This is a genomic window from Paenibacillus sp. NPDC056933, from assembly GCF_042674385.1.
Classification (GTDB): Bacteria; Bacillota; Bacilli; order Paenibacillales; family Paenibacillaceae; genus Paenibacillus.
Window position 1 is genome coordinate 339,689 of the sequence record NZ_JBHUQN010000001.1, and the last position, 25,788, is coordinate 365,476.

Annotated in this window: 22 protein-coding genes; 12 read left to right on the forward strand and 10 right to left on the reverse strand. The window is 49.1% G+C overall.

What is annotated here, in order from left to right:
- Nucleotides 1-68: 68 nt before the first annotated feature.
- Together ACFTRD_RS01410 and ACFTRD_RS01415 are read right to left on the reverse strand one after the other, a co-directional pair.
- The gene (locus ACFTRD_RS01410) at nucleotides 69-341 is read right to left on the reverse strand and encodes an HU family DNA-binding protein (RefSeq protein ID WP_053783990.1); all 273 of its coding nucleotides are present in this window, start codon (nucleotides 339-341) and stop codon (nucleotides 69-71) included.
- Between the two features lie 74 nt (nucleotides 342-415).
- On the reverse strand, nucleotides 416-616 hold the full coding sequence (locus ACFTRD_RS01415; protein ID WP_062320808.1) for a cold-shock protein: 201 nt from the start codon (nucleotides 614-616) through the stop codon (nucleotides 416-418).
- A 169-nt stretch (nucleotides 617-785) separates the two neighbouring features.
- Here ACFTRD_RS01415 and ACFTRD_RS01420 point away from each other — a divergent pair, with 169 nt between their 5' ends.
- Entirely contained in the window at nucleotides 786-1,709 is a 924-nt protein-coding gene (locus ACFTRD_RS01420; protein WP_379377291.1) for a tyrosine-type recombinase/integrase, read from the forward strand.
- Nucleotides 1,710-1,783: 74 nt separating this feature from the next.
- Here ACFTRD_RS01420 and ACFTRD_RS01425 read toward each other — a convergent pair whose 3' ends face one another.
- Nucleotides 1,784-2,305, reverse strand: coding sequence for a hypothetical protein (locus tag ACFTRD_RS01425; protein WP_379377293.1), 522 nt, complete (start codon nucleotides 2,303-2,305; stop codon nucleotides 1,784-1,786).
- 219 nt (nucleotides 2,306-2,524) lie between these two features.
- Between ACFTRD_RS01425 and ACFTRD_RS01430 the strand changes: the two genes are divergently transcribed.
- From ACFTRD_RS01430 to ACFTRD_RS01460, 7 genes are all read left to right on the forward strand, one after another.
- Nucleotides 2,525-4,291 (forward strand): response regulator transcription factor, encoded by a 1,767-nt coding sequence (locus ACFTRD_RS01430; protein WP_379377295.1) that lies wholly within the window; start codon nucleotides 2,525-2,527, stop codon nucleotides 4,289-4,291.
- Complete coding sequence (locus ACFTRD_RS01435; RefSeq protein ID WP_379377297.1) at nucleotides 4,288-6,105, forward strand: cache domain-containing sensor histidine kinase; 1,818 nt, start codon at nucleotides 4,288-4,290, stop codon at nucleotides 6,103-6,105. Before ACFTRD_RS01430 ends, ACFTRD_RS01435 begins: the two co-directional genes overlap by 4 nt.
- Complete coding sequence (locus ACFTRD_RS01440) at nucleotides 6,092-7,318, forward strand: substrate-binding domain-containing protein (protein WP_379377299.1); 1,227 nt, start codon at nucleotides 6,092-6,094, stop codon at nucleotides 7,316-7,318. The genes ACFTRD_RS01435 and ACFTRD_RS01440 overlap by 14 nt, the downstream gene beginning before the upstream one ends.
- A 121-nt stretch (nucleotides 7,319-7,439) precedes the next feature.
- Nucleotides 7,440-8,501, forward strand: coding sequence for a galactose ABC transporter substrate-binding protein (locus tag ACFTRD_RS01445; protein WP_062320799.1), 1,062 nt, complete (start codon nucleotides 7,440-7,442; stop codon nucleotides 8,499-8,501).
- A gap of 74 nt (nucleotides 8,502-8,575) precedes the next feature.
- A complete protein-coding gene (locus tag ACFTRD_RS01450; protein ID WP_379377302.1) occupies nucleotides 8,576-10,081 on the forward strand; it encodes a sugar ABC transporter ATP-binding protein in 1,506 nt (501 codons plus the stop codon).
- Between the two features lie 14 nt (nucleotides 10,082-10,095).
- Nucleotides 10,096-11,115: a galactose/methyl galactoside ABC transporter permease MglC gene (mglC, locus tag ACFTRD_RS01455; RefSeq protein WP_379377304.1), complete on the forward strand. Its 1,020-nt coding sequence runs from the start codon at nucleotides 10,096-10,098 to the stop codon at nucleotides 11,113-11,115.
- A 670-nt stretch (nucleotides 11,116-11,785) separates the two neighbouring features.
- Entirely contained in the window at nucleotides 11,786-13,357 is a 1,572-nt protein-coding gene (locus ACFTRD_RS01460; RefSeq protein WP_379377306.1) for an ATP-binding protein, read from the forward strand.
- 101 nt (nucleotides 13,358-13,458) lie between these two features.
- Here ACFTRD_RS01460 and ACFTRD_RS01465 read toward each other — a convergent pair whose 3' ends face one another.
- The 3 genes from ACFTRD_RS01465 to ACFTRD_RS01475 all read right to left on the reverse strand — a co-directional run bounded on the left by ACFTRD_RS01465 (nucleotide 13,459) and on the right by ACFTRD_RS01475 (nucleotide 17,501).
- Nucleotides 13,459-15,291: an ABC transporter ATP-binding protein gene (locus ACFTRD_RS01465; RefSeq protein ID WP_379381107.1), complete on the reverse strand. Its 1,833-nt coding sequence runs from the start codon at nucleotides 15,289-15,291 to the stop codon at nucleotides 13,459-13,461.
- Nucleotides 15,275-16,996, reverse strand: a complete 1,722-nt coding sequence (locus tag ACFTRD_RS01470) for an ABC transporter ATP-binding protein (RefSeq protein ID WP_379377308.1) — start codon at nucleotides 16,994-16,996, stop codon at nucleotides 15,275-15,277. Before ACFTRD_RS01470 ends, ACFTRD_RS01465 begins: the two co-directional genes overlap by 17 nt.
- A gap of 70 nt (nucleotides 16,997-17,066) precedes the next feature.
- Nucleotides 17,067-17,501 carry a MarR family winged helix-turn-helix transcriptional regulator gene (locus ACFTRD_RS01475; protein ID WP_379377310.1) on the reverse strand — a complete coding sequence of 145 codons (435 nt, stop codon included), beginning with the start codon at nucleotides 17,499-17,501 and terminating at the stop codon, nucleotides 17,067-17,069.
- Nucleotides 17,502-17,721: 220 nt separating this feature from the next.
- On the opposite strand from ACFTRD_RS01475, the gene ACFTRD_RS01480 reads away from it, so the two are divergent.
- From ACFTRD_RS01480 to ACFTRD_RS01495, 4 genes are all read left to right on the forward strand, one after another.
- Nucleotides 17,722-18,651 carry an NUDIX hydrolase gene (locus ACFTRD_RS01480; protein ID WP_379377312.1) on the forward strand — a complete coding sequence of 310 codons (930 nt, stop codon included), beginning with the start codon at nucleotides 17,722-17,724 and terminating at the stop codon, nucleotides 18,649-18,651.
- 110 nt (nucleotides 18,652-18,761) lie between these two features.
- Nucleotides 18,762-19,259: a riboflavin biosynthesis intermediates N-glycosidase gene (locus ACFTRD_RS01485; RefSeq protein WP_379377314.1), complete on the forward strand. Its 498-nt coding sequence runs from the start codon at nucleotides 18,762-18,764 to the stop codon at nucleotides 19,257-19,259.
- Nucleotides 19,240-20,190 (forward strand): TIGR02452 family protein, encoded by a 951-nt coding sequence (locus tag ACFTRD_RS01490; RefSeq protein ID WP_379377316.1) that lies wholly within the window; start codon nucleotides 19,240-19,242, stop codon nucleotides 20,188-20,190. The genes ACFTRD_RS01485 and ACFTRD_RS01490 overlap by 20 nt, the downstream gene beginning before the upstream one ends.
- Before the next feature lie 45 nt (nucleotides 20,191-20,235).
- Entirely contained in the window at nucleotides 20,236-20,658 is a 423-nt protein-coding gene (locus tag ACFTRD_RS01495; protein WP_379377318.1) for a macro domain-containing protein, read from the forward strand.
- Nucleotides 20,659-20,831: 173 nt separating this feature from the next.
- Here the strand turns inward: ACFTRD_RS01495 and ACFTRD_RS01500 are convergent, their stop codons facing one another.
- From ACFTRD_RS01500 to ACFTRD_RS01515, 4 genes are all read right to left on the reverse strand, one after another.
- Nucleotides 20,832-21,779 (reverse strand): iron-hydroxamate ABC transporter substrate-binding protein, encoded by a 948-nt coding sequence (locus ACFTRD_RS01500; protein ID WP_379377320.1) that lies wholly within the window; start codon nucleotides 21,777-21,779, stop codon nucleotides 20,832-20,834.
- Between the two features lie 91 nt (nucleotides 21,780-21,870).
- Nucleotides 21,871-22,887 (reverse strand): FecCD family ABC transporter permease, encoded by a 1,017-nt coding sequence (locus ACFTRD_RS01505; RefSeq protein ID WP_379377322.1) that lies wholly within the window; start codon nucleotides 22,885-22,887, stop codon nucleotides 21,871-21,873.
- A 2-nt stretch (nucleotides 22,888-22,889) separates the two neighbouring features.
- Nucleotides 22,890-23,861: a FecCD family ABC transporter permease gene (locus ACFTRD_RS01510; RefSeq protein ID WP_379381109.1), complete on the reverse strand. Its 972-nt coding sequence runs from the start codon at nucleotides 23,859-23,861 to the stop codon at nucleotides 22,890-22,892.
- A 201-nt stretch (nucleotides 23,862-24,062) separates the two neighbouring features.
- A complete protein-coding gene (locus ACFTRD_RS01515) occupies nucleotides 24,063-25,781 on the reverse strand; it encodes a helix-turn-helix domain-containing protein (protein ID WP_379377324.1) in 1,719 nt (572 codons plus the stop codon).
- Nucleotides 25,782-25,788: the final 7 nt, after the last annotated feature.

Consider the following 25,788-nt stretch of genomic DNA (forward strand, 5'->3'; position numbering starts at 1 on the left):
GACATCTACATCAAAATGTTCGTTGTGTGTTTGAATAAAAACCTCTTTTCCAATCGTGTTGTTGCTGTTTAGTTCAAAGCTTCTTTCATCGTTAATCCTGCTGTAAATACAGGTACCTTACCTGCGGGAAGTTGAATTTCTTTACCGGTTCTCCGGCTTTTGCCCATACGTGCTTCACGATTACGCACTTCGAATTTTCCGAATCCAACCAGTTGAACTTCTTTGCCTTCTTTCAAAGCTTCCAAAATGGAATCCAGTACAACGGTTACTGCTTTTTCAGCGTTCTTTTTGGAGAATCCGCCGTTTTTGGCTACTTCTGTGATCAATTGTTCTTTATCCATTTGTCATACCTCGCTTTTCGTTATTGGATGTAATAAAACAAAAAGCTGCCTTGTACAAGGCAGCCTTAATATAATTAAACTTTAGTAACGTTCTCAGCCTGTGGACCACGGTTACCTTGAGTTACTTCAAATTGAACGCGTTGTCCTTCGTCCAATGTTTTGAAACCGTCGCCTTGAATTGCACTGAAATGAACGAATACGTCTGTTCCTTCTTCAGTTTCGATAAAGCCAAATCCTTTGTCCGCGTTAAACCATTTCACTGTACCTGTTTGCATGTAGTTCCTCCAAAAAATAAGTTTTTAAACGACCATTTTGAAAAGGGTTAATTAGAAATTAACGCTTATCAGGTATATTCTAACCACAGACTTGATGTCCGCTAATGTATCGATTAATATGATAATACCATGTCCGCTAATATAAGTCAAGATTTGGAGGTTTTTTCTATTGGATAAGGGATCTGGTACTTCGCTACAAGGGGAAATGGTTGTTCAGGAATTCATATATATACTTACGATTCAGGGAGAATTGACTCCCAAAACCTTGAAGGAATACGCGAGTGATTTGAAACATTTCACTGAATGGTACAAGGGAAAAGATATTCGAAGTGAAGAAATTTCATTTCGAATCGAAGACGTGGATACATCGACTTTGGTCAATTACCGGGAAGAATCAGAAAAGGTATTGCAATTGAAACCATCTACCATTAATCGCAGATTGATTACACTCAAGCGTTTTTTCAAGTGGGCGGTATCCGAATCCAAAATCAATCTGGATCCTTCCAAACCTCTGAAATTCATTCCGGAAGACAAGGTCAGCCCCCGCAGGATGACAACTGCTGAGGAACAATCATTCATCTTGGCGGTTGAAAACGGCAACTCGCTTCGAGACCGAACCATCCTTACCCTCATGTTTCATACGGGTTTGCGGACGATGGAGGTATGCAACCTCATGCCAAGTGATATTGAATTGGGCAAACGAAGCGGAGAACTTACAGTGCGGGCCGATAAACGAAACAGTCAACGGAAAATTCCGCTGAACATGACATGTATTGCTTTGTTGAAAATGTACATGGAGGGTCTCTCGCCGGACAGCCCTTACCTGTTTCCTTCCGAGAAAACCAGTGATCGCTTAACAGAGAGGGCGCTGCGCCATTTGATTAAAAAGGTGATGACTACAGCCGGGCTTGAGGGGCTAAGTTCCCATGATCTGCGTCATCGGTTTGGATACGCTATGGCCGAGCATACACCACTTCATCGCTTGGCAGAAATGATGGGACACATCAACCCGGATACTACGATGATTTATGTAAAAGGGTTAAATGCCAATCTGTCTTCGTCAGCAGAAGATGGAGAATCGGAACCGCATTAAAGTACATGTAGCAATCTGTATGATAAACCCTCTGTGATTGTCTGATTTTTAGGATGAGTGAAGCCCTGACCACTTCAAGTGGATGAGGGCTGTTTGGTTATCCAAGAATGACTTACAAACCATTCAGGCTTATTGTTTTCATTGATCTGCAATTCTAACCTCATAATGGCATAGGTTCCATCATGCTTTTCCCAAAACTGAATCGCCTTTGTATGATCGGGATGTAAAAGCAAGGCAGGCATGATATCTCCGTTTTCCAGCATGGTTCTTCGTTCGTTACTATAATAGGCGGTGATAAAGGAAGATTGCTCTTTATGGGAGAGGGTGTTTAATGCATCTTCCAAGCTGTAGAACAGTTTCCATTCAGTTATATTCTCTTTCTCACCATCCTCATTCAACGTATTACGTATCGCCTCTATTCCTCCTCTCCATGATTTTGATAACTTCTCCTGAAGTTCTTGAGGTTGGTCCTCCCAGTGCGAAGACTCAGTGGATGCCGCAAATCGATCGGTTCGAATCGTCTCTGTGATTGCACCACTACAGATTAATATTGCAGCAATACCAGTCGTTATCATTCCGGATTTCAAGTAACTCATCAGATAATAGACTCCTTTCCTATTTCATCGTTAATTCCTTTCAATAATTTACCATATATTTCGTTTGTAAGCGCTCATTATATCAATCTTACAGCCCTAAAAGTAAGCGATTACATAATCGGATTTATATTGTATATTATGATGGCAACCTTGGATCATATCGACATATACATTATTGCTTGGGCAAGTAGCCCGTTAAATAAAAGGAGGAATCCGCACGTGTACCGGGTATTGCTGGTGGATGATGAAGAGGATGTACGCGAAGGGTTGGTCGTAGAGGTAGATTGGGAAGCACTCGATCTCTGCATTGTTGGTCTTGCAGAGAATGGCCGGGAAGCATTGGAAATGGCCGAAAGGGTGGAGCCGGATATTGTGGTAACGGATATCAGCATGCCATTTATGGATGGTCTTGAACTTGCGAAAAGGTTGCGGGAGCGCAATCCGCTTGTGAAAGTGGTGATTTTGACTGGATATGATGAATTCGATTACGCCCGGCAAGCGGTCTCGCTGAGTGTGGATGAATATTTACTGAAGCCTTTCTCAGCGGCACATCTGACAGAACTGCTTACCAGATTGCGTGCGCAGATGGCGGCTGAAGTGGCCGAGCGAGAGGACGTGCAACAGCTGCGCGACCATTATTATACAAGTCTGCCCCTGTTACAAGCGGACCTGATGGCAACTTTGCTGCACCGGCAAAAATCACCGGAATATATTCATGGCAAAGCAAAGCAATGCGGACTGGATCTGCACGGTGAACGCTATGGTGTATCCGTATTGACCCTGCATATGGACGGGGACGGAAAAAGAATGCTGTCGCGGGAGCAAGCGGAAACGGTGCGGGGACGGAGTGCAGAAAAGGGGCAGCAAGGAGTGGATAGCCGACGGTCTGGTGCTGATCTTGAAGATACGTCTGAACATGGACAAGAAGCCGGACAATCCTTGCGCCAATCCGAGGATGCGGAGTTGAAACAGTTCGCTGCCCTGAACATTGCCGCAGAGGTTTGGACGGAACACGGGGCCGGACATGCCTTTATGCACCAGGAGGCGATTGTGCTGCTCTATGTGGACCGATGGGGTGGAGAAGATGGGGAGAAGCGACAGCAGCAGGCGCTGGAAAATGTAATGCGCAGCATCCATCACTACTTGCGCATCCCGGCAACAGTGGGATCAGGACAGATTGTGGACACATTGGCGGATGTGAAGCATGCCTATGAAGATGCCCTGCTGGCGCTTGATTATCGGCTTGTGCCGGGTACTGATTCGCTCATTTACATTGCGGATGTGGAGCGCCAGACGGCGGGCAAGCTGCGTTTTGACGAATTGAAGCAGCAGACGCTGACCCGTTGTCTGAAAGCGGGTACGCAGGCTGAGCTGGAGGAAGCGCTGGGGATCATTTTCCGGGAAATTACAGTAGAGCATGGGCGAAGTGACATTCAGTTGTATCTAATTGAAGTATTAACGAACGTCTGGAAGGCAGCACAGGCATCAGGTGAGGCGATGGAGGATATCTTCGGTGCAGGATTTCAGTTGTACGCCGATCTGTTCCGGTTGCCTGGCTTGTCCGAGGCACAAGGTAAGGTGCGGGAGGTCTGTCTGCTTGTACAGCATCGCATCGCCAGCGGACGGCAGCATGTGTACAAGGATATTGTGGAGCAAGCCTTGTCCTTTACCAAAGAACACTATGCTGATCCCGACCTGTCCATACAGAAGGTATGCGGGCATTTGCATATCAGCTCCGGTTATTTTTGTGGCATTTTCAAAAAAGAAGTACAGCTAACCTTCCTGCAATATCTGATGCAGATCCGGATGGAGGCGGCCAAGGAGCTGCTTCGCTCCACGGAGATGAAGTCTTTTGAGATTGCAGGGAAGGTAGGCTTCGCGGAACCGAATTATTTCAGTTTTTGCTTCAAAAAACATATCGGTGTCTCGCCCAAAGAATATCGTAAACAGGTTGTACTGAATGCAAACGAAGGTTCACTCCGATGAAAATGTCTGCCGGATGGATAAAATCCCTTTGGCTCAAGCTTCGGTCGAGGCTGGGGTCATCCAGAGTCAGCAGTATTCGCTTTATTATCACGTGGTCCTTCTCCGTCTTCATTGTATTGGTGCTGACTATCATGGCGATGCTGCTGCATGACAAATTCACGCAGGCTGCGGAGCGAAGTGCGGAGCTGACGACGAGACAGATCGTGGATCAGGTCAGTTACAATCTGGAGGATTATGTCCGCAGCATGTCCCATCTGTATCGAGCCATCGAAGAGCATATGCTGCGGGACGGGACTTGGGAAGGGGAGCAGGTAGACAAACAGCTTGACACACTGCTTAGTAGCCGTGAAGATATCATCTCTATTACTTTGCTGGATTCCTCAGGGCAATTACTCAAGAACAGACCCTCCGCCGAATTAAAATCGAGTGCCCATGTGACACAGCAAGGGTGGTTTCAATCTGCGCTCCGCGTGCCGGATCACCTTAGTTTCTCTCTGCCTCATATCCAGAACATGTACACAGGCCCATACAAATGGGTCGTTTCCATGAGCAAAGGCATTACCGTACGGCAAGATGGTCAGGATCGACAAGTAATTCTGCTGGTCGATATCAACTTCAAACAGATGGACGAACTGAGTCGCCGAGTCAGTCTGGGTCAAAGGGGATACGTCTATATTATCGACGAAAGTGCAGGCAATATCGTGTACCATCCGCAGCAGCAATTAATGTATATGGGGCTCAAAAGTGAAAATATCGAACAGGCGCTGGTGGCAACCGGCAGTTATGAAGATGAGGCGGATGGGCAGAAGAGGCTGAATACCGTCAAGTCAGTCGCCAATATTGGTTGGAAAATCGTTGGTGTGGCCTATCTGGATGAGATCATGACAACCCGCCAGGAAGTCAATGGATACCTGATTCGGGTACTGCTGGTTGTATTGGTATTGGTCATCCTTGTCTCGCTGTTTCTCTCTTCCAGTCTGACACGTCCGATCCGGCGGATGGAACGGAAGATGAAGGCGGTGGAGCGAGGGGATTTTAACGTGGAGCTGCCCATCGAGGGGCCGATGGAAGTGGAACGTTTATCTCGCCGCTTTAACCTGATGGTCTATAAGATCCGTACCTTGATGAGTGAAATCATTCATGAACAGGAACAGAAACGACGTCTCGAACTGGAGGCTTTGCAGGCTCAGATCAATCCGCATTTCCTGTACAACACGTTGAATTCGGTCGTGCGCATGGTGGGCATGAGTCGGAATGAAGAAGTCATTACGATGATCACTTCATTATCCCGCTTGTTTCGTATCAGTCTCAGTCAAGGCAAAACGATTATTACAGTCAGGGAAGAACTGGAGCACGCCCATCATTACCTGACGATTCAGCAGATGAGGTTCAAGCGGAAATTCAATTTTAGCATGGATGCGGATGAGGATACGCTGGACTGCCTGACACTTAAGCTGGTGCTTCAACCGCTCATTGAAAATGCCATTGTGCATGGCATTGAGTATCAGATGGACGAGGGGTGTATTGAGATTCGTGTATACCGGGAGGACGACAAGCTGGTATTTCGTATTACGGATAATGGGGTTGGCATGACGGAAGAACAGATGTTGAGACTCCTGGTGGGCAGTCCTATCGTGAAAAGTGGAGCAGGATCAGGTGTAGCTGTACGCAATGTGCATGATCGGATTCAGCTCTATTATGGCGAGGCTTACGGTCTTGAATTTGATAGTGAGCTGGAAGAAGGCACAACCGTCTGGATTCGGATTCCGATTCAATGGGAACGAGAGGAGGATGATGCTCATGATGAACCCTAAAGATAACAGCACGTGCGCCAAGCGAACCAACATGGTGACGACGACCAACAGAACGGATTGGATCGGGTATGTGGGAAAGAGAATGAAAATCCTCTTCCGCTCGGAAGTCGATCAAGGGGGAGTCCGAGTTCCTATGCTTCGTTTAATGGCAATGACAGCAGTAATGTGCTGCTTGTTATTATGTATGGCGTGCAGTATGTCGAGTACGGATTCAGCTGGATCGTCGCCGCGTATTGCAATGATTACACCAGCCGGAACAGGCGAATTGGCGGAAGCGATAAGGCTTGGGGCTGAAGCAGCTGCCAAGGAGGCGGGGGCGGAGCTGATTACGGTGGAGGCCTTCCCATCCGCAGGGGTTAATTACGCACCATCTAACCCCGACTTTACAGCAGGACAGCGAAAGGTCAACCAAGAACATTTGCCAAATGGGAATTATCCACTGAGCGAAAGTGAACAAGCTCAGGTCGATGCCGTATCGCTGGCACTGGAAGAGGGAGCCTCGGCACTGTTGATTGATCCCTTGAGTGAGAGGGCACTCATAGAGATTATCCAGAAGACCCAAACAATGAATGTCAACGGAGCGGTCATCCCCGTGATTGTGCTGAACGATGAGTTTCCTGTAAAAGGTATAACAAGTGTCATCTCGATGGATAACGTCGAGGCTGGACGGCAGGCGGGCCAGGCCATGGCTGATCTTCTCGGAGGACGAGGACGTGTAGCCTTACTGGGTCCTGATCCGGTAAACCCGGGTCTGATTCACCGGGAGCAAGGGGTGGAGGAATCACTGGCCAAGTATCCGGGCATTCATGTGGAGCCTCCATTCGTATGCAGCACCCGGGATGGTTGTTGGCAGGCAGCGAAGCAACTGCTGGACCAGCAGGAGGTGGATGGTTTCATTGCCCTGCAGGAACCTGCTTCTCTGGGAGCAGCCGATGAACTGAATCGGCGTACGTCGGGGAATAACGGGATAAAGGCAAAGATTGTGGGATTTGGCAGTGAGCAGCAGCAGCTGGAGCAGTTGCAGGAGGGTAAAATCCAACACTTAATTGTACAAAACGGATTCAGTGCAGGATATCTTGGTGTGAATCAGGCCGTTGCGAGGCTGAACAATCAACAAGTGCAAGCAAGGGTGACGCTGGAAACGAAACTGGTCAGTACGGACAATATGTTCTGGATGGATAATCAGAAGCTGCTGTTTCCTTTTGTACAATGAAGGTTCATTTCAGGAAGATTTCGATAAAACAGAGGAAGATATTGTATTCGAATTCAAGGTAAACCCTTTCATAATAAAGACATCGGTGAAGCCGAATGAACTTGGGGGAGGTCATTAGGATATGAAAAAAACGTGGATGACGCTGCTGCTTACGGCATGTATGGTTGCAGCGGCGGGGTGCAGCAGTGGCGGAGACAGCGCAGGCGGAAGTACAGGAACGGACACAGGAGGTCAGGCAGCGGCAGGGACAGAAACGCCGAAAATTGGCGTGGCAATCTATAAGTTCGATGACACGTTCATGACAGGGGTACGGAATGCGATGACCGCAGCAGCGGAAGGCAAAGCGACGCTGGATATCGTGGACAGCCAGAACGCACAGCCGACCCAGAATGAAAAGGTCGATCTGTTTGTATCCAAGAAGTACAATGCGATGGCCGTGAATCCGGTTGACCGGACCGCAGCAGGTGTCATCATCGATAAAGCCAAAGCCGCAAGCATTCCGGTCGTCTTCCTGAACCGTGAGCCGGTTGCCGAAGACATGAACAAGTGGGATAAAGTATATTACGTTGGAGCCAAAGCGGAAGAGTCCGGCACGATCTCCGGTCAGCTCATTGTGGATTACTGGAAAGCCCACCCGGAAGCGGATAAAAACGGTGACGGCAAGCTGCAATACGTCATGCTGAAAGGCGAGCCAGGCCACCAGGATGCAGAGCTGCGGACCAAATATTCCGTTCAGGCAATCCAGGACGCAGGTATTGAAGTGGAAGCACTGGCGGAAGATACCGCGATGTGGGATCGGGTCAAAGGCCAGGAGAAAATGCAGGCGTTCCTTGCCTCTCACGGAGACAAGATTGAAGCGGTATTGGCAAACAATGATGACATGGCACTCGGAGCCATTGAGGCGTTGAAGGCAGCTGGATACTTCAAGGACGGCAAAACGATGCCGGTTGTCGGTGTAGATGCGACTGCTCCAGCCATTCAGGCCCTTCAGGACGGAACGATGCTGGGCACGGTGTTGAACGATGCCAAGAACCAGGGCGCAGCGACGGTTGCCCTCGCTTCCGTACTTGCGAAGGGTGAGACACCGACAAAGGAAAATACGGGATATGATATCACGGATGGCAAATACGTCTGGATTGCCTACAAAAAAATTACGAAAGACAACATTGCCGACGCCCAATAACAGCAGCAGACAGGGACGTCCGTCATGAGATGGCGTCCTTTTTTGCCGGGTTTTATGGAAAGGGAGGATGAAAGATGGAATCACCTTACCTGCTGGAGATGGACGGAATATCCAAAGCATTTCCGGGTGTGCAGGCACTGAGTCAGGTCACATTGAAGGTAAAGCCGGGAACGGTTCATGCGCTGATGGGGGAGAACGGAGCGGGCAAATCCACGCTGATGAAATGTCTATTCGGCATGTATCGCCCAGATGAAGGAACGATTCGGATGGACGGCAATGAGGTAGAGATTCCGAGTTCCAAGGCGGCGCTTCAGCATGGCATATCGATGATTCATCAGGAGCTGAATCCGGTACCTCATCGTCCGGTGATGGAGAACATCTGGCTGGGACGCTTTCCAATGAGGGGATTGCTGGTGGATGAGAAACGAATGTATGCAGATACACTGGCCTTGTTCAAAGATCTCAATTTGGACATTGATCCGAAGGCACAGGCTGGAACGCTATCCGTTTCCAAAATACAGTCGATGGAAATCGCCAAAGCGGTCTCTTTTCAATCCAAAGTCATCGTGATGGATGAGCCCACGTCCTCGCTCACGGGTAAGGAAGTGGATCAGCTCTTCGCCATTATTAATCAGCTGCGTAGTCGCGGGGTATCCATTATCTACATTTCGCACAAGATGGAGGAAATTCTGACGATTTCGGATGAGGTCACGATTATGCGGGATGGTTTTGTGGTGGGTACCTGGGAGGCTGCCGATTTAACGACAGACCTGATCATTACCCGCATGGTGGGACGTGATTTGGATGAACGGTTCCCGGAACGTACGAATGTACCTGGAGATGTGATATTGAAGGCAGAAGGCTTAACTTCCAGTCAGCCGCATTCGTTCCGGGATGTGACATTTGATTTGCGGAAAGGCGAAGTGCTTGGAATTGGCGGTCTTGTTGGGGCACAGCGGACGGAATTGATTGAGTCATTGTTTGGCTTACGCGGACTTGCTTCAGGGACGATTTCGATCCATGGGCGAAAGGTGAAGATCAAGTCACCCGCCGCAGCAAAGCGTCATAACATTGCCCTGCTGACCGAGGAGCGAAGAGTCACGGGAATATTTCCGGTGTTGTCCGTGTATGAGAATACCATTATTGCGAGTCTTGGTCGTTACCAGAATCGGATGGGGCTGTTGGATGAGAAGCGGGGCCGAGAGGAGGCACGCGAGCAGACCCAGAAGTTCAGAACCAAGACGCCTTCGGTTAACACGCTGATTCGCAACCTGTCTGGTGGTAATCAACAGAAGGTACTTCTCGCTAGATGGTTATTGACCGACCCGGAGATTCTACTGCTTGATGAACCGACACGCGGAATTGATGTGGGCGCCAAATTTGAAATCTACACCATTATTACGGAACTGGCCCGACAGGGCAAAAGCATTATTATGATCAGCTCGGAGATGCCCGAACTGCTGGGGATGTCGGATCGAATTATGGTCATGAGTGAAGGGCGGCTCACTGGAATTGTGAACGGTGCCGAGGCAACAGAGCAGGATATCATGAGGCTGGCCGCACAGCAGCGGATGGCTTAGTCAGGAGGGAACACATGAATACACAGGTAATCAATCAGGTGAAGCAGTATGTGGCGCAGAGCGCGATCTTTATTGTGCTGATCCTGCTCGTCATTGGTATTGCCATTGCCGATCCGCACTTTCTTGCTTTCTCTACACTTCGGGATATATTACAACAGTCCTCCACACGGGCTATCATTGCGCTGGGTGCGGCGTTTATCCTCGTAACGGGAGGAGTCGATCTCTCCGCAGGACGGGTCGTTGGTCTAACGGCTGTCGTATCCGCATCCATGCTGCAAATCGACGAATATGCCAATCGGTTCTTTCCTGATCTGCCACACCTATGGGTGGGATTACCGATCGTCATCGGGATCATCGCGGGCCTGGCAGTCGGTCTCGTCAACGGCATCATTGTAGCCAAATTACATGTTCCACCCTTTATCGCGACACTGGGCACCATGGTTGCGGTATATGGTCTGAACTCGATTTATTTTGATACGGAGCCGAATCAGTCCCAACCGATTGGTGGACTGAGACCTGATTTTACCGTTATTGGATCTGGTTACATTGATCTTGGCGGTGGTTATTCCATTCCGTATATCGTATTGATTGCCATAGCGGTTGCGCTGATCTGCTGGGTCGTCTTCAACAAGACCCGCCTCGGGAAGAACATGTATGCGATCGGTGGCAACATTCAGGCTGCGCATGTGTCCGGCATTCACGTGGCACGCAATCTGATTGCGTTGTATGCCATTGCAGGTGCACTGTATGGACTGGGCGGTGTACTGGAAGCCGCGCGTACGGGCGGGGCAACGAACAATTACGGCAATATGTATGAGCTTGATGCCATAGCCGCTTGCGTTGTGGGGGGCGTCTCCACCGCAGGTGGTATTGGAACGGTGCCCGGTGTTATGGCAGGGGTGCTGATCTTTGGAGTTATCAACTATGGTCTGACCTTTATCGGTGTAAGTCCTTACTGGCAGCTCATTATTAAAGGATTGATTATTGTGGCTGCGGTGGCATTTGATATCCGTAAGTATATGGCGAAAAAATAGAAATGCTGTAATGAAGTATAAGCCAGCTTCCTGGAATGACAGGGGGGCTGGCCTTATACTTGTTTTATTTTTCTAATGGAATATAGCCCATATTACACCGTAAAGTGGAAAGATCATCACGCTAGTGATCAGCATGAAACCACCGACCTTGTAGGCCACCTTTGTACCATAGTGAGTATGATACTTGCGGGCAATCAAAAAGGAAAATAACCAAAAGATTGCCGCAGCCACAAAGGGAATATGAAATCCTTGATTTCCATTGCTATAAATAGGCAAGTTCAGTAGAGTAAACAAATAGTGGCTGAACTGCACCTTTTCTTGCCCCAAGGAAAATTAAACGCAAACCCCATAGCCAGCACAAGTAGAGAAAGGGTTCCGATGCCCAACGGTTTTCTTTGTTGTATCATACGTTTTCCTCCATAACCAAGTTTACCTCCTAAATAAATCCATTACATGTATTGTATCACAGTACGGATCATTATAATTGGAGGATTGTTTCGTATTCTCCTTTTTCCTATAAACCGTTTGTCCTACTTTATTTATAAACTTATACATTCATGTGAATTTGACGATCCTCCAATAATCGACAACATCAGCTAATCATAATCGATATAATACATGTAAATATGATCTTAGATGTGAGTACAGTCAAAAGGGGGGGCGAGGCTGTTTGCTGAGTTACACGATGAAAATGGTTATTTTCCCGTTGGGATGTCTGCTTGTTATCCTGTCCTCTTATTTTCTAGGGCTTACTCCCCATCTTGCGTTAATGATATGTGCTGGTGTGTTATTTGTAGCAAGTATATACGGGGAAAAACGGTATCCAGTATTGCGTAACATCCATTGGGTCTTTCTCGGCATATTCCATTATTTCAGTGAACTGAACTGGTGTAATATGTTGTATTACCTGCTTATTATGTTGATGATTCATGATAAACAGCGTGTCACACAGACATTACCCATTTCGATGTTGATCGTGTTCGAATATACCGTGATTCGGCTTTCGTATGTGACGATAGATACATATAATTTGCTGGTGTCCATGTTTGACATGTTAACAGCGATTGTCATCATCTTGTTGTATCATACCTTGATTAATAGCGAGACAGAGAGACGAAGACTACGGGAAAAAAATCATTTTCTTACTATGCACGACCCGCTCACCGGGTTACTGAATTACGAGGGATATATGAATGTATTGAAGGAAACGGCAGACGAGCAACGATCTTTTTTGCTGATTATTTTGAACATTCAGAATTTCAACGGATTTGACAAAGAGGTTGAAGACAACTGGAGTAATATAATCAAAGCCACAGGCGAGAGTGTGTCGAAACAATTTGAAGATGCGTATGGCGTATCCCGGTATGCGGGGGATCGGTATGCTGTGGTTTTGCCTGAAATACAAAATATCGAAGAGCGCATGGCTTCACTGCTGACCGGGGAATTAAAGGGGCTGCAGGTAAACTACATTATTTCCCTATATCCGGGAATGTCTGAGACATTGCAGCACTTTATTACGCTCTCGGAGGACAGGTTGTTCCAGCAGCAGCGCAGCAAATGGTTGAAAAATGAAGAGGAGGTCTTCCGTTCGGAAAGACTCCGGGCTGTAGGCGAACTGGCAGCTGGCATGGCTCATGAAATCCGTAATCCGCTGACTGCCATTCGGGGATTTTTGCAGTTATCACGAGGACAGGCGTTTAATATCGCTCCTTGGTATGAGGTCATTATGGGTGAGGTAACACGGGTAACGGATCTGACGGCCGAGTTTTTACAGTTTTCCAAACCACAGGCCAATCACATGAAGCCCGAACGAGTGGGGCAATGCCTTGAACGAGTCATGTCGTTAACCGAATCGGATGCGGCATCGCGCGGGCATCAGATTACCCTTAAAATGACTGGTGAGCCAGTTGTGGTAAATATGGATCGTGACAAGATCGTGCAGGTCCTGATTAACCTGATCCGCAATGCCTTTGAAGCTATGGCTGACCCCGGTGAGGTACTTATTGATCTGTTGCATGATGGAGACCAAGCGCTGATCTCCATTACCGATACGGGCAGCGGTATTCCAGAGAATTCACTGGCAACGATCTTTAATCCATTCTATACAACCAAGGAAGAGGGGACTGGATTGGGGCTGGCGCTCTGTCAGAAAATCGCTCAGGACCATCATGGGAAAATTACCGTTCGTAGTGAAATGGGGGTTGGCTCTACATTCACTCTTCATCTGCCTATAGGAGCTTAACGCCAATGACAAAACGCCGCAAATCGGATTCCTGAAGAATCGTTTGCGGCGTTATTTTACCGTGTTTTTGGTGTGTTCGAATCAAAAGAAAATAGACTCCCTCAGCTGAGTTGACCTTGTTGCAACTGATAGTAAAAACCTTGCTGTTGCATCAACTCATCATGGCTGCCTCGTTCGGCGATCTTGCTGTCATCAATGACCAGAATCTGATCAGCCTCACGAATTGTGCTTAGCCTATGGGCAATGACAAAGCTGGTGCGATCCTTCATCAAGGTACGCATCGCTTCCTGAATCTGCATTTCGGTGCGTGTATCAATGCTGCTGGTCGCTTCATCCAGAATAAGAATGGCAGGATCAGCGAGAATGGCACGAGCGATGGTTAACAGTTGTCGCTGTCCCTGACTCAGATTGCTGCCACCGGAAATGATCGGGGTATCATAACCCTGCGATAACTTGCGGATGAAGGCGTGGGCATTGGCGAGCCGCGCCGCTTGTTGAATCTGTTCATCCGTTGCATCCGGTTTGCCGTAGGCAATATTGTCACGAATGGTGCCGGAGAACAGATAAGCATCCTGTAACACAATGCCAAGCTCGCACCGCAGCTGGTCTTTCTCAAGTTCCGAGATGTCACAGTCATCAATGGTGATCCGTCCGCCCGTAATCTCGTAAAAACGGGGCAGCAGGTTGATAATGGTCGTTTTGCCTGCGCCAGTCGGCCCGACAAGCGCAATCATCTCACCTGGCTTTGCGGTGAAGCTGACCTTTTTCAGGATTTCCCTCTCGGGGGTATACCCAAAAGATACATCCTCAAATACAACTTTCCCCTGAATCTGCCCCAACTGTTTCTTCTGTTCTTCCACGTATTCACTTGGTGTATCCATAATGTGGAACACGCGTTCAGCACCTGCAATAGCTGCTTGAATCAGGTTGTACTGGTTCGCCAAATCATTGATGGGCCGCTCAATCTGCCGGGAGTAAGCAAGGAAACTTACAATCAGCCCGATGGACGTCAGATCATGATAAGCCATCCATCCACCTACGGCTGCCAGTATGGCAAAGCCGATATTGTTCATAACATTCATCGTCGGCCCAACCAGACCCGATACGCTCTGAGCCTGGGTACTGGAAGTGCGAAGCTTCTCGTTCAGATTCTGAAAATGTTGTTGTGCCTGCTCCTGGCGGTTATAGGCTGCAACCACCTTTTGTCCGGCAATGGTTTCCTGAGCGTAGCCATTAAGCTCACCAAGCAACTTTTGCTGGGCGGTAAAATGTTTGCGCGTTCTTGAAGCGATCAGCCGAGTGGCGATCGTAATCAGGGGAACCGTGACCAGACTGAGCAATGTCAGTCGGACATCCAGGGCTAGCATAATCGACAGGGAGCCAACCAGCAAGATGGCGCTGGACATCAATTGAGTTACACTTTGATTCAGTGTCGTGGACACGTTATCGATATCATTGGTAGCCCGGCTCATCAGATCGCCGCTTTGATTTTTATCAAAAAAGTGGATGGGCAGCTGCTGCAGCCGTGAAAACAGGGCATGGCGCAAATCCTTCACTGTCAGTTGGGACACACCAATCATGACATAGGATTGAGCCCACATCATGAACGAGCCGAGGACGTATACGGTTAGCAATAACATACAGTCTTTCAGCAGGCCATCCGTCATTTTGGGAACGATATGTTCATTGACCGCACGACCGAGAAGATAAGGTCCTGCCAGATTCAATAACGTCCCAAGAGCCGTCAGTACCAGAGCAGTGATTACCCCTTTGCGATGTCGGCCCATGTATGACCACACCCTGATGATGGCATGCCGGGCATTCTTGGCTCTTACTTTGGGAACCGGACCCCGGCCGGGTGGCCCGGGTCTTCCAATCGGCGGAACAACGGTCTGATGGATGGAGGAAGAAGCGTTTTTAGCCAAATTGAACATCCTCCTTCCGTTGCTGCGAATAATAGATGGATTGGTAAAGTGACGAATGGGCCATGAGATGCTCATGTGTACCACTTGCCAAGATTTCGCCTTCATCAAGCACGTAAATACAGTCTGCATCCTTCACGGAAGATATCCGTTGTGCAATCAGGAAGGTGGTACTGTTTTTCATTAGTGAATGCAGCGCCTTCTGAATGCTTGCTTCGGTACGCAGATCGACGGCACTGGTGCTGTCGTCCAGAATCAGAACCTCAGGTTGCATGAGCAGGGCACGGGCAATAGAAATCCGCTGTTTCTGCCCACCCGAGAGATTGACCCCGCGCTGACCCAGCTCCGTGTCATACCCATCTTTCAAATTCATAATAAAATCATCAGCTGCCGCTGCTTGAGCTGCGGCACGCAGTTCGGCTTCCGTTGCATCAGGTCTGCCGAAGCGGATATTATCCCGAATGCTGCCACTGAACAGGATGGACTCCTGTAATACGATGGACACACGTCTGCGAAGATCCTGGAGATCCCAGTTACGCACGTTTACTCCATTCACGAGCACTTCACCCTGTGAGGCATCATACAAGCGGGGGATCAGCTGTACAAGGGAGGTTTTGCCTGATCCTGTAGAGCCGAGCAAGGCCACTTTTTCTCCCGGCCGAGCCGTCAGCGTAATTCCGGAGAGAGTATGTTCTCCATCATAGCGGAAATATACGTCCCTGAATTCCACCTGACCTGCTCCTTTACGAGACATATCATCTCCCGATTGGATATCAGGCTGGGTGTGAAGCACCTCGTTGATGCGTGTTGCAGACACTTTGGCACGGGAGAAGCTCATCATCATCATGCCGATTGAGGTAAGTGATGAGAGAACAACTGTTACGTAGTTGATAAAAGCAATCAAATCCCCGGCGGCAATATCGCCTCCGACCACCTGAAAGCCTCCAAACCACAGCACCGCTACAATGGTCGCATTCAGCATCAGGCTTAATACCGGTGCATTCAGCGATACGATGCGCCAGGCCTTCACTGCCGTATGGGTATAATCTTCATTGGCTTGCTGGAAACGCTTCTTCTCCTGACGTGCGCGTGCAAAAGCTTTGACGACACGAATGCCGGCAAGATTCTCCTGAAGAACGGCGTTCACCTTGTCGAGCTTGTTCTGAACGCTGGCGAACAGTGGATAGGAAGCGGAGATCAGGATGTATAAAATGATAAACAGAATCGGCACGGACAAAATGAGAATGAGCGCCAGTTTGACACTGATCGTAAACGCCATAATAATACTGCCGATAATCAGCATCGGCGAACGGATAAACATACGCAGAAGCATCTGTACAAAGGTCTGCATCTGAGTAATGTCACTCGTCAGTCGCGTGATCAGCGAACCCTCCTGGAAGGTATCCAGATTACGGAACGAGAACTTCTGGATATGATCAAACAATTCCTGGCGCAGATCGGTGCCATATCCAACCGCAGCTTTGCTTGAAAACAGCGTACATCCTGCACCGCCAATCCATCCGATTAACGCAAAAAGAAGCATAAATATACCTGTAGTCACGATGTGGGACAGGTTCCCTGCAAGAACACCATCATCCACAATGCTGGACATCAGCTTGGGTTGAAGCAGATCCATGGCAACCTCAAGGACCATGAGCAGCGGAGCAAGAATGGCCGCTGACTTATACGGGGTAAGGTATCGTTTTAACGTCCACAATGGGAAAAATCACCTCATTCGTTATGGAATAATCATGTTGCAAATATTCTTGCAGACAGAAACACCTCATTTAATATTCTCGCAGATTCTGAACCATGCGCTGGACGAGCGCCGACATCAGCTGCGATTCCTCGGGTGTAAAATCTTTCTGGGCTTGGCGATCGAGCTCCTGGAATACTTCTTTCAGTTCCTTAAGCGCAGCACGGCCCTGATCGGTCAGATAGACACGCAGACTGCGCAGATCCTTCGAATCAGCTTCACGCCGTATAAACCCTGAGCTTTCCATACGTTTCAGCATTACCGTCACCGTTGCTGGGGCTCGGCGAAGCTGTTCGGCCAGTTGTTTCTGGGTCTGACCATCTTCACGTTCAAGCTGGAACAGCAGCGGCGGTTGTCCAGGATATAACTCAGGGTGGTTGACAAGCTTCTCATGAACCTTGTAACGCTGTAGCTTGACGAGTTCTGATAGTTGGCCCATTAACCGTTCATTTCGAGTTGATTTCATAAGCGCTTCCATCCTTTTAATTAGTCGACTAACTAAATGATAAGTTTCATTTGACATATCGTCAAGTGATTTTTGACATTCATAGGAGGGATGCTTGAGCTGCCATAATGAACTTTTACAAGGAGATGGGAAATATTGACGCAGGACTGAAGGATATGTTAGATTGTTATTAACTTATTGTTAATAACAAAATGTTAATAACAGAATGGGGTCTTTCGAAATGACATATGAGGGTAATTCTGATCAAAATCCATTAGACCATCAGAATCACGTGAATATTAGTGAACAACAGTTTCTTGAAACCTATGACGCGGGAGATTACGAACATCCTTCCGTAACGGTGGACATGTTGGTATTTACGATACGAAGTGAAACGCAGGAGAACTATCGCAAACTTGCGGAGCCAGAGCTCCAGTTACTGCTGATTCGTCGGGGAGGTCATCCCTATATGGGGCAGTGGGCGCTTCCAGGTGGATTTGTCTCCATGCAGGAATCGTTGGAAGATGCCGCTAGACGGGAACTTTTTACCGAAACCGGACTGGATGATATCTATCTGGAGCAGCTGTATACCTGGGGGGATGTGCATCGTGATCCACGTACGCGTGTAATCAGCTGTTCCTACATGGCGCTGGTCGACAGCAGCGAACTGCAGCTTCAGGCTGGCGATGATGCCAGCGAAGCAGACTGGTTTCGGATGGAACAGCGGCTTCTGGAGGAGAAACGCCATATCCATGAGCGTGGACGCGTGACGGAGCGCAGGGTGCAGTTAATTTTGACCAATGGAACAGAGCAATTGTCGGCTGTCATTGAGACGAAGGAAACGTTGGAAGGCAGAGTGCGCAGCAGCAATATCACCGTGAATGAGGTTCAAGGAATTGCTTTTGATCATGCGAAGATCATTCATTACGCGCTGGAACGTCTGCGGGCGAAGGTGGAGTATACGGATATTGCTTTTAATTTGATGCCGGAGACATTTACACTAACCGCTCTTCAGAAAGTATACGAGACCATCAGTGGCAAAAAACTGCTGGCTGCAGCTTTCCGGCGCAAAATCGCCGATTGGGTCATCGAAACGGGGGAGTATTCGGGGAAAGCCGGACATCGCCCATCCCGCTTATACAGACTGAACCCGGAAAGATTGGTTCCGTAGACGTTGATATGTATGCAAAGAAGACCATTCAAAGGCAAAGTGATTCAAGATAGAAGATGCATTGCATTCAACTATCGAATGATGGATCAACAAGTTAGGAGGGGATATCCATGGAGAAGTTTACATTTTTCTGGCGCACAGCGTCTCCGTTCTCACAGTGGCACAAGGCGGATTTTACCGTGAATGGCGTTCAATACACGAGTGCAGAGCAATATATGATGCACCAGAAAGCACTGCTGTTCGGCGATCAGATCACGGCAGATAAGATCCTGAAAGCAAGCTCCGCTTCGGTACAAAAAAAGCTTGGCAGACAGGTCGCAGGATTCGACCAAACGGTATGGGAAGCGGAGTGCAAACGTATTGTCTATGATGGCAACGAAGCCAAATTCACCCAAAACGGACAACTGTTGACCATGCTGCTCGCCACCCGCGGTACGACGCTTGTGGAGGCAAGCCCGGATGACCGCATCTGGGGTGTTGGACTGGCGGAAGAAGACCCGCGCATTCGTAATAGAAGAACATGGCGGGGAACCAACTGGCTGGGTGAGATCCTCACCCGTCTTAGAGAAAATATAGGAAGTGATGAAGATGAACGACCAACAACGTAAGAACGATTCTCTGAACAACAATTACAGTAAAACAACAGGCGTTAATAACACGAGCGTACGTTCCAAACGATCCCGTATCGCCCATCAGACGCTGGCTATCCTGGAAGAAGGAGAATACGTGAACGGGTATGATCGCAGGGTTCGGATCGGTGCGGATTTACAGCGAGCGATCCGGGATTCGGTATTATACCGTCCGTTGGAGCTTGTCGCTCTTCGAGAAAAGAGAGCTAAAGAGGTGGTACAATTGCAATCTTTGGCCGGAGCTCCTGTCGAGGCTTCAACCGTTCGCATTGAGGTTACGGGCGAGACTACACTCGCAGCAGCTTCACGCCTTTCTGTGGATGAAGGCAGGGAAGATGTCGTTTGCCTGAACTTTGCATCAGCGAAAAATCCCGGCGGCGGCTTCCTGGGAGGCAGCCAGGCACAGGAGGAAAGCTTGGCCCGGGCTACAGGCCTGTACCCATGTATCGCCCAAATGAGCGAAATGTATGATTACAATCGCAAGCTGAGATCCTGTTTGTACTCGGATTACATGATCTATTCGCCTGCTGTTCCGGTGATTCGTGATGACGAGGACCGGCTGCTCGACAAATATAATTTGACGGCATTCATCACAGCGCCTGCTGTAAATGCAGGAGTGGTGAGAGAGCGGGAAGATGCCGATGATCAGCAGATTGAGTCCGTCATGAAAGGGCGCATTCGCTATATTCTGGACGTGGCTGCGCTGCATGGACATCGAACCATTGTACTAGGTGCATATGGCTGCGGCGTATTTAGAAATGATCCGGCGAAGGTAGCGACGTATTTTCATGATGTATTGGTGGGAGAGAACTTCAGGTCTTCCTTTGAACGAATTGTATTTGCCGTATTGGACCGGACAGCGGGACAGAAAACGCTCAAGGCATTTGAAGATCGTTTGGCTGGAGAGTGATCTGGAAAAGTAAAAAATTCAAAAGGTGTAAGGGGGAGTATACACATGGAGTTTCGTGAGATACAGCAGGATTTGTTTGCCATGGATGACACCTACACGCTTGCACACTGTATTTCCGCAGATGCCCGCATGGGTGCAGGAATTGCTGTACAGTTTCGGCAGCGATTTGGATTGGAGGTTCTCCAGGAACAGGCGCAGCAGGAGCCGCTTGAGATCGGACAGTGTTACCGGGTAGGACGGACACTGAATCTGGTCACCAAGGCCAAGTTCTCGAACAAACCGACCTATCAGTCGTTCACTCGTGCGGTGGAATCCATGCGTGACATCTGCGTTAGAGACGGTCTTAACCAAGTGGCGATGCCACAGATTGGCTGCGGACTGGACAGGTTGAAGTGGGATAAGGTGAGGGGCATTATTCAGGACACTTTTGCCGAAACGGATGTTGAGATTGTCGTTTGTACCTTGTGATTAGACCATGCCGACGGACTTTCACCTACAGGAATACAAGTATGGATACAAGCATGGATACAAAAAACCTCTGCTTTGAGCGGATGGAGAGAGAGCATGTTAGCTGACTCTGTTCCTATCTTCAAAGAGAGGTTTTTTTGGTGTTTTTTTATATGTTGTGCGTAAGGATCATTTTATTTCTTGGAGAACATTTCTTTAGCCTCATCCATGGCCATTTTATTGCCGATTGAAGAATAGTCCAGCCAAGGCTGAGCACCGATCGGGTAGACATGGCCTGCTTTGACCGCCTTCAGCCCTTGCCAGATCGGATTGTTTTGCAGTTCTTTGAACATGTTCTGAGCCTCGTCATCCGAGTTCACGACAACGAAGATCGCATCTGCATCAAAGTCGGGCAGCACCTCACGGGAAACAACTTGATAGGGTTTGGACGAATCGAATTCCTCAATGCCTTTGGCTGGGGTCAATCCCAGATCTTCATACAAGATTGGACCCATTGGACGGCGCTTGCTGAATACACGCAATTCTTTGGCGGTAACACGGATAGCCATTACGGTGCCGTCACCGATTGTATCATGGATCAGGGATTTCACTTCTTCCGTTTCAGTCGCATAATCCTGAATGTATTGCTCGGCTTCTTTTTCACGGTTCACCAGTTTACCAATGACTTTCAGGTGGTCGCGCCAAGTGCCATCATCCAGATTGAAGACGTGTACAGGGGCAATTTTTTCGAATTTGGCAATATCATCACCGGAGAATTCTTCGTCCAGATAGATGACATCCGGTTTCAGAGCAAGCAAGGCTTCCATATCCGGGTCCTTCACGGGACCGAGCGGCGTTGTATTTTGAAGACGGTCAGCAACATGGGACAGGAAACCTTTGGCTTCCCCACCGATCACCGAACCAACGGGCGTAATGCCGAGAGACAGCAGGTCATTGGTCAGATGGATCGACATGGATGCGATGCGTTGTTCACCGGAAGCTGAATTGGTGTCTTGTGCAGCGTTCGAAGTGTCCGTAGCAGAACCTTCCGATGTAGAGGATGAATCCTTGGCGTTCCCGCAGGCAGCGAGTACAAGCACCAGACAGATGCTCACGAAGAGCATAAGGTTTTTCTTTAACATGTGTAATCTCAATCTCCTTGAACATCTCATGGATGTAGTTTTTATGTTGAAAATAACGATGAAATCCTTCGGGTTGTTCCGGATAAAGCCATTACTTGGTTCGTACCAGCAGGTATAAAAAGTAAGGTGCGCCTATCGCTGCAACCACCACGCCTGCCGGAATGGCATTGGGCTGAAAGATCGTTCGCCCGACCGTATCGGCGGCGACCAGGATCACCATGCCGATGAGTCCAGCGGCCGGGATCAGATGGCGATGCATCGGGCCAACCAGTCTGCGGGCCAGATGCGGCGCCGCCAGACCAATGAATCCGATCCCGCCGGCCATGGACACACTGACGGCAGATAAGGCTACCGTACACAATAGCAAAATCACACGTTGGGATCTGACGGGTGTACCAATACTCGTGGCGGCAGCATCTCCCAGATTGAAGGCATCCAGCGTTTTGGAGCGGCTCCATATGTACGAGATGCACAGCACAACCCATGGAAGCAATGCTTGAACATGAACCCAGTCTCTGCCCCAGACGCTGCCTGCCAGCCAACGAGCGGCGAAGGAATAGGTATCTTCATCCAAACGAAGAGACAAATATAGTGTCAGCGCATGGAAACCGGCTGCTACGGCAATGCCCACCAGAATGAGTTTAATGGGGGACACTCCATTATGCCGATCATAGGATAGCAGCATGATAATCAGCGCCGCGGAGACACTGCCTGCAAAAGCAAACAATGGAATCAGCAAAGCAACGGACCCCTCCATGGAATGGGAGAAGGTTACAAATACCATCAATCCAAAAGCCGCTCCTGCATGTAATCCGAGAATACCCGGGTCGGCCAGTGGATTGCGGGTAATGCCTTGCAGCGCAGCACCAGCAATACCCAATCCGGCCCCAGCCAGTACAGTAACCAGAATGCGTGGCAGCCGATAGTCGAATAATACAATCTGATCATCCGGCGTACCATTGCCGAGAAGGGTATGAAGCACGGCCATTGGTGACAAGCGAATCGTGCCTGTGTTGAGGCTGATCACGATAACGGCACAGGCGATACAGAGCAGGGTTACGCTGACTGCTATGGAACGTTTGCCTCGTGAGGGTGTATTGGTGTTCATTACTATAGAGCCCTCCTTTCTTTCCGGGCCAGATAGAGGAAGAAGGGCACACCGACAAAGGCGACCATAATGCCTACTGCCAATTCTTCGGGCGGGTTCACAATGCGTGAGCCCAGATCAGCGAGCACCAGCAAGACGGCTCCGAGCAGGGAGGACATCGGAATGATGAGCCGATAATCCACCCCAACTAATTTGCGAGAAATATGTGGAATGACCAGTCCAACGAAGCCGATCGAGCCCACAGCGGACACGGATACACCAGCCAGCACAACAACCGCCGTCAGGGCGAGCAGTCTGGTCCAGCGGAGGTTAATCCCGAGATTAATCGCAACTTCTTCTCCGAGCGACATAAGGGAGATCCGACGGGCCATAGGCAAAGTGAGCACGAGAGTAACCAGTAGAACAGGCAGAATCAGCTTCAGATGCCGCCATTCAATCCCCCCGAAACCACCCGCATACCAGAAGGCCAAATCTTGGCTCAAGTCAAAATATATGGCGACACCAGTGCTGAGCGAACTCAGCATGGCTGCAATAACGGCACCCGCAACGGTAAGCCTTATGGACGACAGACCTCCGGGTGCCGCCATACCCAGCAGGAAAATGAGCAGCGTGCCGAGCACTGCCCCTGTAAATGACAGGAACATGATCCAGCCATAAGGCAATCCCGGCCAAAAGGCGAAGCTAAGCGCCACGACAAAGGTAGCACCTGCATTGATCCCCAGAATGCCGGTGTCTGCCAGCGGATTGCGTGTGATTCCTTGCATGAGCGCCCCGGCTACAGCAAAGGCTGCGCCAATGACAGCAGCGGCAATGACACGTGGCAGCCGCAGCTCGTGAATAATCTGATGTGGCGTCAAAGCCGGGTTGTACTGAAATATGGCAGTCCATACGGTCTCCAGTGTTAGTCCCTTGGCACCAAGAGAAATGGCGACAAACATACTAAGCAGCAGTGCGGCAATGGCCGCCAAAAACATCAGGCTAACCGTCACTGCGGATTTTTTTGATTTGGACGGACGTTGTGACAGTCCCGGATGTTGAATGCGGGTCACTCCTTTGTTACCAACAACGCTTGCTGTTGTTATTGATTATCATTATCAATTAGTGAACATTATAAAATCTTAATTCAGGCCCGTACATGGCATAAATTAAGATTATAGAGATGGACATTTTATAGATTACAGAAATGCGGGTTTGTTCGTCAACATGGAGAGCGCTTCATCGAGCTGGATGTTGATGGAATACGGAGCGTATACCACCCATGAATTCCAGTCTATAACATGCACACGTCCAGCTTTTACCGCGGGATAGTTTTTCCACAACGGATCAGCAGTAATATGTTGCAACAGGGTGCTGCGTTCATGGATGGACGTGACTGCAATCAGGAGTACATCTGCTTCCAAGCCATCCCAGTCTCCAGGCGTGAAAGACATCCAGTTGAAACCGACACCAGCTGGTTTGCCTGCCAGTTCTCTCTGAATTCGATCAGGAGCGGCCAGTTGCAGACTGCGGTAAAAGACATGGCCGAAATTGCGGTTGCTGTACATGCGCGGTCCTTTTGCGGTCAGGGTACAGACAGCGACGGTGACCTCACCTGCCGTTTCCCTGATCTTTTTGCGAGCCCGCTCTGCCTTGCGCTCATGCCGATCCAGCCACTCCTTTGCCGCTTGAGTACGATCCACAATAAAGGCAATTTTCTGCAAATGACCGAACACGTCTGTCTCATTCCAGGGGATGGTGATGATTGGAGCGACATCTCCGATATGTTCCATCGCTTTAGCGGCTGCATTGTCCTTGGTCAGAATCAAGTCGGGATTCACATCCAGGAATGCCTGACGTCCCTGTTCCCATGGTTCATAGGCATGGAATGGCAGGGTCAACGATTGGGGAACATGGGGCAGATGGCCCTGGATTTGAGCTGCACATGGTGTGATGCCAAGCGTCATCAGGTGATCGGTGTATGGATAGGAGAGTGAGACGATATTTCGATGTACCTGCTTGGCATAGGAAGTTGGCGCATAACCCGCGTGGTTCCTAAAGCGGCGGCTGAAATAGAATTCGTCCCGATAGCCTACCTGGCGGGCGATATCACGAATACGCAGTTCTGAAGTCATGAGCAATTCCTTGGCCCGATTCATTCGTAAATGAGTGATATATTCGATTGGATTTTTCTGCATCCGGCTCTTGAATAGCTGGGAATAATACGATGGATGCATGCCGGCCAGTTCCGCCAGCTTCTCCAGCTTGATTTCGTTCATATAGTTTTCCCGCATGTACTGCAAGGTTGATCTGAGCCACTGCTCTGGCTCGTCCTGTTCTTCCGCATCCGACTGGCCTCCCTGCGGCCAGAGCGTATGAAGCAGATCGGTCAAAAGCAGCTGCACTTTCAGGCTGGTCTGTGAAGCTTCAGTTGTTAATTGTGCGGCAATTCGCTGTATCCCATAGTAAGGACCCTGAATCCACCCTGTTACAGGTGAACCAAGCTCTCGCTTATATATTCGCCGTTCTTCCGTTTTCTCAGCCACTCGAAACAGATCGAAATGGATGATATACAATTCAATCTCATGGTCAGCATCAGAGAAAAGCTCCAGAGAAGTTCCAGGTGTAGACAAGAAGGCGGATTTACGAGTGACGAGGGATTCGATACCGTTCGCTACCAGTTTGCCCGTGAATTTGTGCATATAGACAAAGGTATGGTGAGGGAGCTCGGTCTGACGCCATCGCCAATGCGTGTTCAAGGTAACCAACTCTGCATGACGCAGTTCGAGCAGCGCATCGTTCAGAAAAGATTCCATTTCCGTTCGTGTCATGGATTCATCAGTGCGTTTCGGCTGATCTGGTTGGGCTAACGTATGGGTGGTCTTCCGGTTATTATTGGTGATGGGATGGGTTAACATGGTGTGG

Excerpts from the sequence above, each read along its gene's own strand:
- ACFTRD_RS01505 (WP_379377322.1), bottom strand. The coding sequence starts at position 22,887 with ATGAACACCAATACACCCTCACGAGGCAAACGTTCCATAGCAGTCAGC.
- ACFTRD_RS01495 (WP_379377318.1), top strand. The coding sequence starts at position 20,236 with ATGGAGTTTCGTGAGATACAGCAGGATTTGTTTGCCATGGATGACACC.
- ACFTRD_RS01425 (WP_379377293.1), bottom strand. The coding sequence starts at position 2,305 with ATGAGTTACTTGAAATCCGGAATGATAACGACTGGTATTGCTGCAATA.
- ACFTRD_RS01440 (WP_379377299.1), top strand. The coding sequence starts at position 6,092 with ATGATGAACCCTAAAGATAACAGCACGTGCGCCAAGCGAACCAACATG.
- ACFTRD_RS01500 (WP_379377320.1), bottom strand. The coding sequence starts at position 21,779 with ATGTTAAAGAAAAACCTTATGCTCTTCGTGAGCATCTGTCTGGTGCTT.
- ACFTRD_RS01410 (WP_053783990.1), bottom strand. The coding sequence starts at position 341 with ATGGATAAAGAACAATTGATCACAGAAGTAGCCAAAAACGGCGGATTC.
- ACFTRD_RS01415 (WP_062320808.1), bottom strand. The coding sequence starts at position 616 with ATGCAAACAGGTACAGTGAAATGGTTTAACGCGGACAAAGGATTTGGC.
- ACFTRD_RS01480 (WP_379377312.1), top strand. The coding sequence starts at position 17,722 with ATGACATATGAGGGTAATTCTGATCAAAATCCATTAGACCATCAGAAT.
- ACFTRD_RS01475 (WP_379377310.1), bottom strand. The coding sequence starts at position 17,501 with ATGAAATCAACTCGAAATGAACGGTTAATGGGCCAACTATCAGAACTC.
- ACFTRD_RS01435 (WP_379377297.1), top strand. The coding sequence starts at position 4,288 with ATGAAAATGTCTGCCGGATGGATAAAATCCCTTTGGCTCAAGCTTCGG.
- ACFTRD_RS01515 (WP_379377324.1), bottom strand. The coding sequence starts at position 25,781 with ATGTTAACCCATCCCATCACCAATAATAACCGGAAGACCACCCATACG.
- ACFTRD_RS01445 (WP_062320799.1), top strand. The coding sequence starts at position 7,440 with ATGAAAAAAACGTGGATGACGCTGCTGCTTACGGCATGTATGGTTGCA.
- ACFTRD_RS01510 (WP_379381109.1), bottom strand. The coding sequence starts at position 23,861 with ATGTTTTTGGCGGCCATTGCCGCACTGCTGCTTAGTATGTTTGTCGCC.
- ACFTRD_RS01485 (WP_379377314.1), top strand. The coding sequence starts at position 18,762 with ATGGAGAAGTTTACATTTTTCTGGCGCACAGCGTCTCCGTTCTCACAG.
- ACFTRD_RS01465 (WP_379381107.1), bottom strand. The coding sequence starts at position 15,291 with ATGTTCAATTTGGCTAAAAACGCTTCTTCCTCCATCCATCAGACCGTT.
- mglC (WP_379377304.1), top strand. The coding sequence starts at position 10,096 with ATGAATACACAGGTAATCAATCAGGTGAAGCAGTATGTGGCGCAGAGC.
- ACFTRD_RS01490 (WP_379377316.1), top strand. The coding sequence starts at position 19,240 with ATGAACGACCAACAACGTAAGAACGATTCTCTGAACAACAATTACAGT.
- ACFTRD_RS01450 (WP_379377302.1), top strand. The coding sequence starts at position 8,576 with ATGGAATCACCTTACCTGCTGGAGATGGACGGAATATCCAAAGCATTT.